Annotated in this window: 12 protein-coding genes and 1 pseudogene; 8 read left to right on the top strand and 5 right to left on the bottom strand. The window is 68.6% G+C overall.

The features are described 5' to 3' along the window. Nucleotides 1-60: 60 nt before the first annotated feature. A complete protein-coding gene (locus tag ABD164_RS13260) occupies nt 61-1935 on the bottom strand; it encodes an alkyl/aryl-sulfatase (RefSeq protein WP_344296766.1) in 1875 nt (624 codons plus the stop codon). Nucleotides 1936-2133: 198 nt separating this feature from the next. Between ABD164_RS13260 and ABD164_RS13255 the strand changes: the two genes are divergently transcribed. The 4 genes and pseudogenes from ABD164_RS13255 to ABD164_RS13240 all read left to right on the top strand — a co-directional run. Beyond that, nucleotides 2134-3021 (top strand): metalloregulator ArsR/SmtB family transcription factor, encoded by an 888-nt coding sequence (locus tag ABD164_RS13255; RefSeq protein ID WP_344296765.1) that lies wholly within the window; start codon nt 2134-2136, stop codon nt 3019-3021. Between the two features lie 59 nt (nt 3022-3080). Continuing rightward, on the top strand, nt 3081-3500 hold the full coding sequence (locus ABD164_RS13250) for an arsenate reductase ArsC (RefSeq protein ID WP_344296764.1): 420 nt from the start codon (nt 3081-3083) through the stop codon (nt 3498-3500). 25 nt (nt 3501-3525) lie between these two features. Then, complete coding sequence (locus ABD164_RS13245; RefSeq protein ID WP_344296763.1) at nt 3526-4179, top strand: arsenate reductase ArsC; 654 nt, start codon at nt 3526-3528, stop codon at nt 4177-4179. Nucleotides 4180-4260: 81 nt separating this feature from the next. After that, nucleotides 4261-4557 (top strand): annotated as a pseudogene (locus tag ABD164_RS13240) (NAD(P)/FAD-dependent oxidoreductase); the annotation flags it as partial. Nucleotides 4558-4625: 68 nt separating this feature from the next. Here ABD164_RS13240 and ABD164_RS13235 read toward each other — a convergent pair. Then, nucleotides 4626-5528 carry a dihydrodipicolinate synthase family protein gene (locus ABD164_RS13235; RefSeq protein WP_344296762.1) on the bottom strand — a complete coding sequence of 301 codons (903 nt, stop codon included), beginning with the start codon at nt 5526-5528 and terminating at the stop codon, nt 4626-4628. Nucleotides 5529-5618: 90 nt separating this feature from the next. Between ABD164_RS13235 and ABD164_RS13230 the strand changes: the two genes are divergently transcribed. The 4 genes from ABD164_RS13230 (at nt 5619) to ABD164_RS13215 (ending at nt 8978) form a co-directional block, all read left to right on the top strand. Further along, nucleotides 5619-6953 carry an aminotransferase class I/II-fold pyridoxal phosphate-dependent enzyme gene (locus tag ABD164_RS13230; protein ID WP_344296761.1) on the top strand — a complete coding sequence of 445 codons (1335 nt, stop codon included), beginning with the start codon at nt 5619-5621 and terminating at the stop codon, nt 6951-6953. A 22-nt stretch (nt 6954-6975) separates the two neighbouring features. Then, a complete protein-coding gene (locus tag ABD164_RS13225) occupies nt 6976-7332 on the top strand; it encodes an antibiotic biosynthesis monooxygenase family protein (protein ID WP_344296760.1) in 357 nt (118 codons plus the stop codon). A 264-nt stretch (nt 7333-7596) separates the two neighbouring features. Beyond that, the gene (locus ABD164_RS13220; RefSeq protein ID WP_344296759.1) at nt 7597-8220 is read left to right on the top strand and encodes a hypothetical protein; all 624 of its coding nucleotides are present in this window, start codon (nt 7597-7599) and stop codon (nt 8218-8220) included. Continuing rightward, complete coding sequence (locus tag ABD164_RS13215) at nt 8217-8978, top strand: PspA/IM30 family protein (protein ID WP_344296758.1); 762 nt, start codon at nt 8217-8219, stop codon at nt 8976-8978. The genes ABD164_RS13220 and ABD164_RS13215 overlap by 4 nt, the downstream gene beginning before the upstream one ends. Before the next feature lie 74 nt (nt 8979-9052). Here the strand turns inward: ABD164_RS13215 and ABD164_RS13210 are convergent, their stop codons facing one another. The 3 genes from ABD164_RS13210 to ABD164_RS13200 all read right to left on the bottom strand — a co-directional run bounded on the left by ABD164_RS13210 (nt 9053) and on the right by ABD164_RS13200 (nt 12816). Further along, nucleotides 9053-10537 carry a glycosyltransferase family 39 protein gene (locus ABD164_RS13210; RefSeq protein ID WP_344296757.1) on the bottom strand — a complete coding sequence of 495 codons (1485 nt, stop codon included), beginning with the start codon at nt 10535-10537 and terminating at the stop codon, nt 9053-9055. A gap of 68 nt (nt 10538-10605) precedes the next feature. Beyond that, nucleotides 10606-11625, bottom strand: a complete 1020-nt coding sequence (locus ABD164_RS13205; protein WP_344296756.1) for a PHP domain-containing protein — start codon at nt 11623-11625, stop codon at nt 10606-10608. Between the two features lie 150 nt (nt 11626-11775). Further along, the gene (locus ABD164_RS13200) at nt 11776-12816 is read right to left on the bottom strand and encodes a zinc-dependent alcohol dehydrogenase family protein (RefSeq protein WP_344296755.1); all 1041 of its coding nucleotides are present in this window, start codon (nt 12814-12816) and stop codon (nt 11776-11778) included. Nucleotides 12817-12911: the final 95 nt, after the last annotated feature.

Raw genomic sequence — 12911 nt, 5'->3', positions numbered from 1 at the left:
GGCGAACTCCGCCCGGGCAATCCGCGGTCACTTGCGTCGGCGCGGCATCATCGCCGTGGTCTACGGCAAGACGATGTTGAAGGACTTGTCGCCGGGGTCGAGCACTCCGAACAACTGTGTGAGCTGACCGACATCACCCACGGTGTCGAATCCGGCCGAGTCGAGATCGCCCGAGCCGAGTGCCTGCAGTAGGCGCAGCTTCGTCGTCGAGATCGACAGCGGCGCCTCGCCCGACGGGTCGCGTTCGATGTGGCTGAGGAGGCCGTTGCGCAGGGTCAGGTGGAAGCTGCGCCCGACGTCGGTGAGGGTGACGTCGAACGCCAGGTCGAGGGCCCACGCCTTCGGCCCGTTGACGGTGATCGCGATCGCGTCGAAGATCTGCTCGGGCGAGAGCTGGGCGAGCACGCCCGGCGCGTTCGTCTCGGTCGGGGTGCCGAAGTTGCCCTCACGGAGCTCGGTGGCGCCAGCGAGGAAGAAGTTGCGCCACGTGCCATTCTCGGAGCCGTAGCCCAGCTGCTCGAGCGTGTCGGCGTAGAGCGCCTTCGCGGGAGCGTTGTCGGCGTCGGCGAACACCGCGTGGTCCAAGAGCGTGGCCGCCCACCGGAAGTCACCCTGGTCGAACGCGGTGTGCGCGAGCTCGACCACCCGGTCGAGGCCGCCGATCGCGTCGACGTAACGGCGCGCCTGCTCGACGGGCGGGTGCGGCCAGAGCCGGGCGGGGTTGCCGTCGAACCAGCCCAGATAGCGCTGGTAGATCGCCTTCACGTTGTGGTTCAACGACCCGTAGTACCCGTGCGTGCTCCAGGCCGCCTCGAGCGCAGGCGGCATCTGGATCTCCTCGGCGATCTCGGGCCCTGTGAGGCCCTTGTTCAGCAGCCGCAGGGTCTGGTCGTGCACGTAGCCGTAGAGATCCCGCTGGGTCAGCAGGAACTCGCGAACGTGTTCCGAGCCCCACGTCGGCCAGTGATGCGACGTGAAAAGCAGGTCGGATCGGTCGGCGTAGAGTTCCGCCGCCTCAGTGAGGTAGCGGGACCAGACGTGCGGGTCACGGACGACGGCGCCGCGGAGGGTGAGGAGGTTGTGGAAGTTGTGCGTGGCGTTCTCGGCCATGCACAGCGCACGCAATTGCGGGAAGTAGAAGTGCATCTCCGCCGGCGCTTCGGTTCCTGGTGCCAGCTGGAACTCGATCTCGACACCATCGACCGTGTGCGTCTGCCCCGTCTTGGTGATGAGCAGCGTCGGCTCGACCAGCGTCACTTCACCCGTGGAGAGCGTCTGCCCCAGACCGGCGCCGACGTTGCCCTGCGCGCTGCGCTCGAGGACGGCGCCGTACATGTACCCGGCGCGGCGGTTCATCGCGACGCCGGCGTAGACGTTCTCCGACACGGCATGTTCCAGGAACCCGTCGGGTGCGATCACTTCGACCATGCCGGCTGCGACCTGCTCGGCCGTGACGACGCCGAGCACGCCGCCGTAGTGATCGGCGTGGCTGTGCGTGAGGATGACTGCCTTCACCGGGCGGTCGCCACGATGCCGGCGATAGAGTCCGAGTGCGGCGGCCCCGGTCTCCTTCGTCAGGAGCGTATCGATCACGATGACCCCGTTATCGGTCTCGACGAGGGTCATGTTGGACAGATCGACCCCGCGCACCTGGAAGATTCGGTCGGCGAGCTGGAACAGCCCGTGCTTGCTCGCAAGCGTTGACTGCCGCCACAGGCTCGGGTTCACGCTCATCGGCGCCTCCCCGTCGATGAAGTCGAACGCCTCAGCGTCCCACACCACGTCGCCCGCGGCATTGCGCACCTTCGGATCCTCCAGCGTCGCGATGAAGCCCCGGTCGTTCGCCTCGAAATCCGCGGTGTCAGCGAACGGCAACGATGTCAGCAGCGCATCGTGCGCCGCTCTGATCGACGGTGTGGGTTCCTTGCGTTCCATTGACAGTCTCCTTCGTCTCGTTCAGTCGTGACAGGCTGCAACCCGAGACTATCGACCGCTCCACGCTCGACGGAAGCACCCCCAATCGGCCATCGTCGACCGTGCCGACCAGACGAACGTCGGTCCGCTGCTGGCACATGCCATTTGGGAGACACGCCCTCGCCGTACGGGTGGAGTCCGTGCCATAGACTTTCGTCTATGAGTGATGTTGCGGAGGCCACGCGGGAGCTGCGGCTCGTCGCCGACCCGACGCGCGCTCATATTCTCCGCAGCATCCTCGCCGCACCCGACGGCCGCGTACTCGTCGGCCGAATCGCCGAAGAGCTCGGGCTGCGGCAGCCGACCGTGAGCCATCACGTGAAAGCGCTGCTGGATCAGGGGCTACTGCTGCGGGAGCCGGATGGGCGCCGAACCTGGTATTCGCTTGCGCCGGCTCACGCGGATCGAGTCGCTGAGATGCTCGGCAGGCCGGAACCGGTGATCCCCATTGAGCCGATTCTTGAGCGCGTGGCGCGCGACCTCAGTGAGCGGTTCCGGGGCGTGTTCAGCTCGGAGACGGTTGAGCGGTACGTCCGTGAGAGCTACGAGCTGCTTGCCGAGCGGCCAACGCCGGGCCAACGTGTCCCTTCCCTTGCGGCGCAGTTCGCTGCGGATCGTCTTGAGGCCCTCGCACGGGATGACACGGCACCGAGCATCGACATTCCGGAGGTCTTGTTCGTGTGCGTGCAGAACGCCGGCCGCTCGCAGATCGCCTCGGCGATCCTCCGGCACCTCGCCGGTGACCGGGTACACGTGCGGACCGCAGGCTCGGATCCGGCCGGCGAGGTACGCAGCTCGGTCCTGACCGCACTCGATGAGATCGGCGTACCGTTGGCCGGCGAGTATCCGAAGCCGCTGACGGACGAGGTAGTGCGGGCAGCGGATGTCGTGATCACCATGGGCTGCGGCGACGCCTGCCCGATCTATCCCGGCCGCCGATACGTCGACTGGGACCTCCCCGACCCCGTGGGCAAGTCTCTCACCGAGGTGCGCGAGATTCGTGACGACATCGAGCGCCGCATCCGCGAGCTGCTCGCCACCCTCTGAGATCGATCGACAGTCCCGCCGAGGTAGCCAAATAATAGATACCGATCTATCATTTGACCATGAGCACTGAAAAGCCCTCCGTCCTGTTCGTCTGCGTCCACAACGCCGGCCGCTCGCAGATGGCCGCGGGGTACCTCCGCGCCCTCGGCGGCGACCGGGTCGAGGTCCGTTCCGCCGGCTCGGAGCCGAAAGACCAGATCAACCCCGTCGCCGTTGAAGCCATGGCCGAAGAGGGCATCGACATCACCGGAAACACCCCGAAGATCCTCAGCGTCGAGGCGGTGAGGGAATCCGACCTCGTCATCACCATGGGCTGCGGCGACGCCTGCCCGATCTTCCCCGGCAAGCGCTACGAGGACTGGGAGCTCGACGACCCGGCCGGTCAGGGCATCGAGGCCGTCCGTCACATCCGCGACGAGATCCGCCGTCGCATCGAAAAGCTCATCGGCGAACTGCTGCCGGTGCAAGCGAACGCCTGACCTGACGAGACGAACGGGCAGCGACATGAACCACCTCACCGAGCAACCCCCGCTCCTCACGCCCAACGCCGTGCTTCACCGGGCGAGCGAACATCTCGCCACCCGCTTCGATGGCATCTTCAACGAGGAGACCGTCGAGCGCGTGGTCTACGAGTCCTACACGGCTCTTGCCCGTACCGCGACGATCAGCACGCACCTGCCCAGCCTGGCTTCGCGGTTCGCGCAGGACCGGCTCACCGCGTTAGCACAGTCGAAGGGAGCCATCGCGAAGCCGGTCCCCGAAGTGTTGTTCGTGTGCGCGCAGAACGCTGGCAGATCACAAATGGCAGCGGCGCTCCTCCGCGAGCTCGGCGGCGATCGCGTGCAGGTGCGCTCGGCCGGGTCCCAGCCGGCCGCGCACGTTGAAACGTTCGTCGCGCAAGCCATGGGCGAACTGGATATCGATCTCGCCCACGAGTTTCCCAAGCCGCTCACCGACGATGTCGTCCGCGCTGCAGATGTCGTGATCACGATGGGCTGTGGCGACGCGTGTCCGGTCTACCCGGGCAAGCGATACCTCGACTGGCATCTCGACGACCCCGAGCAGCGCCCCCTCCACGAGATCCGAAGGATTCGCGACGAGATCCGCGTCCACATCGACCAGCTCCTGCAGACCCTGGATGTTCCCGCTCATGAATGACCACCCCGTCGAGAACGTCGTCGTCATCGGCTCCGGCCCATCCGGGTATACCGCCGCCGTTTTACCTCGCGCGGACCGGAGGGCGCCGATGGACTTGAGCGGTTGCGGCTGCGCGACACGACGACGGGTAATCAGACCGCGCTCGACGCGACGGGCCTGTTCATCGCGATCGGCCACGACCCCCGCAGCGAGCTCGTCGCCGGCCAGGTCGAACTCGACGGCGACGGCTACGTGAAGGTGGCGCATCCGTCGACTCGTACGAACCTCGACGGCGTCTTCGCCTGCGGCGACCTCGTCGACAAGCGCTACCGCCAGGCGATCACCGCGGCCGGCACCGGATGCGCTGCCGCGCTCGACGCGGAACACTACCTGGCGGAGCACGGACTCGCCGACCCTGTCGAAGAGCAGCCGGCACCTGATATTGGAGACGCCATAGCTTCCACTCATCATGCCGGTGGGATGAGCCCGAGCTCACGCACGACGCGCGCGACGCGATCCCGAGCGGTGCGGTCGAGGCCACGCACGGGCAGCGGGAGGCTGTTCGGAGTGACGAGACCGCCGAGCTCTGCGATGGCCGCGATCACGCGGAAGCTGCCGCCGTGCTCAGCGAACAGGTCCCACAGGGGCTGCAGCCGGTCGGATTCGGCCATCGCGGCGGCGGCGTCCCCCGAGCGTGCAGCGCGGCAGATCGCGAGGGCCGCCTCGGGAAGGGTGCCGCCGATGACGGAGTACCAGGTGTCGCATCCGGCGTTGAGGCCCCGCGCGGCGGACGCGTCGCCCGAGATGCCGATGGTGACCCGATCGGACACGGCCGACCTGATCTGCTCGACGCGCGCACGGGCGGCATCAGGCTCCGCCGGGACGCCGGGGATCTTGATCGACGCGATGTTGGGCAGTTGCGCGATGCGGGCGTAGAGCGCGTCGCTGAACTCGAAGTGCGTCGTGCCCGGGTTGTCGTAGACGATCACCGGCAAGGGCACCGCGGCGGCGACGTCCTCGTAGAGCCCGAACACGTCGTCGTCGGTGAGGGGCTGGTACGACATGGGCGCCAACAGCACGCCGGATGCCCCGGCATCCGCCGCGTCGCGCGCGAGCCCGATCACCTGGGACGTACGAAGTGCACCGACGCCGACGACGACCGGCACACTTCCTGCATGCTCGAGCGCGACCCTGGCCACTCGCCGGCGCTCATCCGTTGTGAGGTACGGATATGCGCCGGTCGAGCCGAGCGCGGTGATCGAGTCGACACCGGCGGCGACGAGCCGCTCGATCAGGCCCGCGTAGGCGACCTCGTCGACCTCGTCATTGCGGAGTGGAGTGAGCGGGAAGGCGCTGAGGCCGGCGAACATGCGGGCTCCTGATCGAGGTCGAGCGTAAGATTGTCCTAGGACAATAGCAGCAGCCTTGGGAATGTCCTAGGACAAATGTATGATCGCGTCATGGAACCGTCGCTCGTGATCTCCGGCAGTACCGCGGCCGAGATCGCCGGTCGCGTCCGCAACCTCGTCGCGGCCGGTGAGCTCTCACCCGGCGAGTCGCTGCCGCCGATCCGCGAGCTCGCACAGACGATCGGCGTGAACCGGAACACGGTCGCCGCTGCGTACCGACTTCTGGTCGCGGCAGGCACCGCCGAGACGAGCGGCCGCAGCGGTACCGCGATCACCCGCGTTCCAACGCTCGACGGTGAGGGGATGCGTTCGACCGGCAACCTGATCAACCTGGCGAGCGGCAACCCCGACCCGGCGTTCCTGCCAGACGCGCGCCGAGCCCTGCGTCGACTGGAATACCGCTCCCCGCTCTATGGCACGCCGGCAATCGATGAAGATCTCGCTGGGTGGGCCGACCGGAGCCTCCGCTCCGACGTGGGCGCCGAGTTTCGGCTCGTGCTGGCGAGCGGTGCGGTAGACGCCGTCGAGCGGCTGCTCACCGCGCACCTGACCCGGGGCGATGTCGTCGCCGTCGAAGACCCGTGCTTCATCTCGAGCATCGGAACCCTACGGCTGAACGGCTTCCAGACCTCCCCAGTGCCGGTCGACGATGCCGGGATGCTCCCCGATGAGCTCGATCGCGCGATCCGCGGCGGGGCGAGGGCCGTGATCCTCACGCCGCGGGCGCACAACCCGACCGGCGCAAGCCTCACCTCGACCCGGGCGGGTGAGCTCCGCGCAGTCATCGACCGCCACCCGCACCTGCTCGTCATCGAGGATGACCACCTCTCAGCGGTGTCGTCGTCCCCCTACCACCGTGCGACTCCCCCCGCGGCGAACAGGTGGGCACTCATCAGATCCGTGTCCAAGTTCCTCGGCCCCGACCTTCGCCTGGCGTTCATCGCCGCCGACACGACGACCGCGGCGGGCCTCGAGGCCCGACTCGGTTCCGGACCGACGTGGATCAGTCACCTGCTGCAGCAACTAACCCTCTCCATGCTGACCGACCCGACGACCGCAGGCCTGCTCGAAACGGCGAAGCGAGCCTACGCAGAGCGAGCACGCTCGCTTGCGGCGGCGCTCGCCGAACACGGCATCATCACGAACCCGACACCCGACGGCCTGAACATCTGGGCGGAGTTCGACCAGCCGGTGCAGCAGCTCGTCGCCGATCTCGCCGAGACGGGCTGGCTGGTGCGCCCCGGCGACCCCTTCGCCACCGAGAACGGCCGGCACCGCAACGCGATCCGCGTGACAACCGCGGCCATGAACGGATCAGAACCCGACGAGTTCGCAACCGTCCTGGCCGATCATGCCCGCAAGCTCGACCTCCGCTCCGCCCGCTGAACCCCACCCCGAAAGGCCGCCCATGTACACGACGACGTTCATCTTCGAAACGAAGCAGTACGACGATGAGTTCCACCGACGCAACGACACGATCGCCGAACAGGCCCGCACCATCCCGGGCTTCCTCGGCGAGGAGGAATGGCACAATGAGGCCACCGGTCTGCATGCAGAGGTCTACTACTGGGAGACCCGCGACGCGATGCTCGAACTGATCGGCATGCCCGAGCACCGAGAAGCGAAGGCCCGCCACGAGCGATGGATCGGCGACTACCGCGTGGTGATCAGCGAGGTCGAGACCATCTATGGCAGCCAGGACCTTGGCCTGCAGCACCGACCGACGGCGGTTCGCTCGGGGCTTCGCCCACTGCGCGAGGCCTGACGAAGCTTGCCCGGTACGTGGGGTCGACGAGGTTGCCGGCGTCTTCGTCGACACCCCGGACCCTCACGACCCAGGCTGTGGCATCAGCATAGGCCAGCCGGGAATCCGCCTACCCGAGAATCTGCTCAGAACTTTGCGCGCGACATCGACCCGGATTGCGACGTACGCGAAAGCTGCGAATTTCGAGTGCACCCCTAACGCTCGGCGACCACCAAGCGTAAGTTTGCGTTATATCGCGTTTCAGACGTTGGAGAGGTGGTCGTCGTGGACGTCCTCATCTGGGTGCTCGTCTCACTGCTGGCGTTGGTCGCCACCTCGATCACGGTGGTCGTGCTCATCGTGCGAGCACTGGTGAAGCGAGTCCGGCGCAATCGCGCGCTCGCGAGCGCAGCGTTGCGAACCCGCGCCCAGTTCAGCTCCGGGCCGAACGGCAAGGTGCTCAAGCTGCGGGTGCGCCTCGATGAGTCCCTCGCCAGCGGGCGTGCCGCCATAGACCTCGCCGCTCGCGGCGACGGGCCGCGCGGCGAGCTTACCGAGCTCTTCCGGCGCATCGAGCACGAGGGCGCGGCGCTCGACCTGCAGCTGCGCCTGATGCAGAGCGAGATCGACTCCGGCGTGCTCTCGGCAGAGCTCCCCGCCGTCGCCGATCGCGTCGAGCAGGTCGCCGCATTGGTGCGCAGACTCCGATCGGCGGTCGCCTCGGGGCTCGCCGGCGTCACCGACGACACGCTCACCGCACTGCACTCCGACGTCGACCGTGAGGTGGCCGCACTGCGCGCCGGGGTCGACCAGTTGCGAACGCTGAACCGGTTCGACAGACCTGCCCGACCGAGTGACCTCACGCAGACGACCACCTCAACCGTACGAGACAAGGGGACCCGATCATGAGCGACAACACCTCGCGGATGCGAACCATCTTCCGAAGCAAGACGACCAAGGCCCTCGACAAGATCGAAGACCCGCGTGACATCCTCGATGACAGTTACAACCAGCAGGTCAAGCTGCTGCAGCAGGTGCGTCAGGCACTGGCAGAGGTCGCCACGGCGAAGAAGCGGCTCGACCTGCAGGGCCAAGAGATGGGCACGAGGTACCAGCGCCTGGCAGGTCAGGCCCGTGAAGCGCTGAGCCAGGGGCGCGAAGATCTCGCCCGGGCAGCACTCGAACGCCGCTCGCTGATCGAGCGTCAGGTGGCGAGCCTGCAGCAGCAGTTCGAGGCGCTGCAGACGCAGACCGCGCAACTGGAGTCACGCGAACGGCAGCTCTCCGAACAGGTGGCGGCCTTCCGCATCGAGAAAGAGACGATCAAGGCGACGTACACCGCGTCCGAGGCACAGGTGCGCGCGAATGAGGCCGTCGCGGGAATCGGGGCGTCGATCGACGACGTCGGAACGAGCCTCGAACGCGCCCGCGACCGCGTCGCCCAGATGCAGGCTCGCGCCGCCGCCACCGACGAACTGCTCTCGAGCGGTGCGCTGAAAGACCTCAGCGCCGCGCCCGACGCCGACATCGAACGGCAGCTCGCAGCACTCAGCGCGCAGTCGGAGATCGAGCGGCAACTGCAAGAAATGAGGGATACCGGCGCCGCAAGCGCTGACGGCGAGGGCGATGGGTGGCTGAGCATCGGGCATGGGCCGACCGCACGCTAGGTGCAGTCCCCCCAGGTCGCATCGCGACGAAGGTCCGACCACCGCGACCACCGCGAGCACCGGCTCCCCCGTGCTCACCGCCTCACCAGTTCGTAGATCACGAGGCGGTGCACCGGGATGGCACGTTCGACCGTGAATCCGAGCGACCGCAGCAGGTCGAGCTCCGGCGCCTCCCGCCCCACGACCATCGCCCAGACCCGGGAGTGTTCGCGCACGTCGTCGACCTCGTCGAGCGGCGCCACCGAGTCCCACAGGCGGGTCGTGGCGGCGAGCGGCCGTCGCAATGCGACATCATCGAGCCCGTCGAATCGATCTGGGTACAGATTCATCGCGAGGCGTGGTTTTCTCGACGGTCGCACCGAGTCGTCGAAGACGATCGCGTCGCCGACCGACGCGTTGACCCCGATCACGTCGGCAGCCTGGCGGAAGTCGGCGCCGCCCTTGCCGAACGGGCCGCGCTGGGCGAGATAGCCGGGCACCGCGATCGCCGCGATGATCACCAGTCCCACGAGCGGCACGAGGCGGCGAGCACCCGCGTGTCGGCTCGATTCGGCCACGACGACGCCGAGGGCGCGAAGCCCGACTGCGACGAGCAGGGCGAACGCCGGCGCACAGAACGCGAGATAGCGCGGGTTGTAGGTCGGCGCGACCAGGGCGTCGACCACGAGCAGTGCCATCGTGGGCGCGGCCGTCCACACCGCTGCGATGACCACGAGGCGCCGCGAATGCCGCATCGACGGAACGAACGCCACTGTCGCGACCGCGGCGAACACGAGCAACCAGCCCGCTGCCGCGAACCACTCGGCGCCGGCGAACCACTGGCGCACGAGCACCGACTCGGCGCTCGCGTAGTCGCGCCGCGCGAGGAACGAGATCTGGTTGCTCTGCATCGTGCCGACCACCAGGATCGGTGCGGCGAGCACGGCTGCCATGACGGATGCCCCGAGCCAGCGGTGCAGCGTCGCTCGTGTGCCACGCAACAGCATGACGACGGCGGCTTGCACGAACAGCAGCAGCGCGAGGTACACGTACAGGTAGAGGGCCGCCGCGAACGCCACCGCGTACGCCGCCCAGACGAGCCATCGCGTCTCTCGACGACGCACGAGCACGACGAGCCAGACGATGAGCCAGACCGCTGCGGCCATCGTGAACGCGTACGAACGCGCCTCGATCCCCATGCGCGTGGCGACGGGAAGCAGTGCGAGCACCGCGCCCGCGAGGATTCCCGTCGACCGTGAGTCGAGTCGACCTCCGAGCATCACGGTTCCGGCGACGGCGAAGCCGATGGCGATGGAGCTCGGCAATCGCACGAGCGCCTCGGACGTGCCGACGAGGCCGGTCCACCCGTGCAGGAAGAGGTAGTAGAGCCCGTGCACCGCGTCGACCTGGCCGAGCATCGCGAACAGGCTCGGCAGCGGCCGGCCGGCCGACACCACACTCGCGGCCTCGTCGCCCCAGTACGACGGAATACCGGCGCCGACGAAGACGAGAGCCCCCGCTGCGAACCCGGTGAACAGTGCCGCGTGGCCGGTCCCGCGTGCGCGGGCGACCGAGCGCATCGACAGAACCCCCCTCCGTCAGGGCCAATCGTCGCGGATGCTGCTGAAGCCTGGCTGAATGCTGTTGCTCAGCGGCCGCCGCCAGTCCACTCGAGCAACCGGTCGACGGGCCACGTCGTGACGATGCGCTCGGCCGGCACGCCGTTGGCCATCGCGCGCGCCGCGCCGAGCTCGAGGAACGACAGGTGCCCCGGCGCGTGCGAGTCGCTGTCGATCGAGAAGAGGCAGCCCGCCTCGAGTGCGACCTGGATGAGGTCGTCGGGCGGGTCCTGGCGCTCGGGCCGCGAGTTGATCTCGACCGCCACGTCGTGCTCGGCGCACGCCGCGAACACCTCCTCGGCGTCGAACGTCGACTGCGGCCGGGTACCGCGAGAGCCCTCGACGAGACGCCCCGTGCAGTGCCCGAGCACGTTCATGTGCGGGTCGGCGATCGCACGGAGCATCCGCTCGGTCATCTCGCGACGTTCCATACGCAGTTTCGAGTGCACGCTCGCGACGACGACATCGAGTCGCGCGAACATCTCGGGCGTCTGGTCGAGGCTGCCGTCGAGCAGGATGTCGACCTCGATTCCGGCGAGCAATCGGATGTCGCTGACACGCGCCTGCACGTCGGCGAGCAGCTGCAACTGCTCGGCGAGGCGCTCGGCGCTCAGCCCGTTGGCGACGCGCAGGCTCGGCGAGTGGTCGGTGATCGCGAGGTACTCGAGCCCGAGTGCGGCGCCCGCGCGGGCCATGACCTCGAGGCTCGTGGTGCCGTCGCTCCAGTCGGTGTGGCTGTGCAGGTCGCCGCGCAGCTCGGCGCGCAGGCCCTCGACGGCACCGGTCGGTGAGAGGCCGGCCTCGGCACGGAGCGCGGCGAGCCGGTCGGGCACGGCACCGTCGACGGCCTGGGCGATGACCGTGAAGGTCGAGTCGCCGATGCCCGCCATGCGCTTCAGGCGCCCGTCGCGCAGGCGTGCGGCGATATCGTCGGCATCGAGGCCGCGCACCGCCTCGGCCGCCCGCCGGAACGCCTTCGACTTGAAGGCCGACGCGCGATCGCGCTCGAGCAGGAAGGCGATCTCCTCGAGCGCCGCCACCGGATCCATGCCCCTCATTCTGGCCGTTCTTCCGTTCCGGGGGTGCTTTCGCGCAAGAATCGCGCTTGGATGCGCCTCGGTTTGCGCGAATGCACCCCCGGAATGGTTCCCCCGGCCGGGCGCGGCGGGCCGGCGCAGTTGGGGCGGCGGAGCGCCGGGCTACAGTTCGACGACGGTCATGCCCGAGCCGCTGCCGGCGGTGCCCATCGCGGCGAGCGCGGCAGGGACCTCGTCGAGCGTGATGCGCCGGCCGACGAGCTCGATGGGCCTGAAGTATCCCGACGCGACCGCGCCGAGCATCGACGGGTACTCGTGGGCGGCCATGCCGTGGCTGCCGATGATCTCGAGTTCGCGCGCGATCACCGCGTCCATCGGCATGGCGGCGAGCGCGTTCTCGCCGACCATCAGCCCGATCTGCACATGCCGGCCGCGCTTCTTGAGGCTGCGCACCGACGCGAACGACGTCTCGCTGCTGCCGAACGCGTCGACCGACACGTCCACGCCGCCGCCCGACGCCTCGACGATGCGCTCGGCGGCCCCTTCGCCGCCCTGCACCGGGATCGCCCCGAGCGCAGCCGCTGCGGCGAGCGCTGCGTCCGAGACATCCACCCCGTAGACCTTCACCCCTGCCGCGACGGCGATCATGATCGCCGACAGGCCGACCCCGCCGCATCCGTGCACCGCGATCTGCTCGCCGGTCGCGAGCCGGCTGCGGGCCATGATGGCCCGGTACGCCGTCGCGAACCGGCAACCCAGCGACGCGGCCTCGACGAACCCGAGCTGGTCGGGCAGGCGGATGAGGTTGAGCTCGGCCTCGTCGATCGCGACGTACTCGGCGAACGAGCCCCAGTGCGTGAACCCCGGCTGCGACTGGTTGTCGCACACCTGCTGGTTGCCCGAGCGGCACTCGTCGCAGCGCCCGCAGGCGCAGATGAAGGGGGCAGTGACGCGGTCGCCGACGGCCCAGCCCGAGTCGGCGGCGACCTCTGAGCCGAGCTCGGCGATCTCGCCGGCGAACTCGTGCCCGGGTACGTGCGGCAGCGACACGGTGTCGTCGTGGCCCATCCAGGCATGCCAGTCGCTGCGGCAGAGGCCGGTCGCGCGCACCCTGATGACCGCGCCGCGAGGCGGGCACTCGGGTTCGGTGACGTCGGCGAGTTCGGGCTGCTCACCGAAGGCGTTGAAGTGCACGGCGCGCACGGGGATCCTTCCGGTTCGGGTGGCCCTGCGGGGATCAGGGCGATCGGATGCCGCGTGGCTGCGGCTTCGTCGCCGTGCCGCGCGTGCGACATCCG

It is taken from the genome of Agromyces neolithicus (assembly GCF_039529735.1).
Lineage (GTDB): Bacteria > Actinomycetota > Actinomycetes > Actinomycetales > Microbacteriaceae > Agromyces > Agromyces neolithicus.
This window is presented reverse-complemented; position numbering and strand designations above follow the sequence as displayed.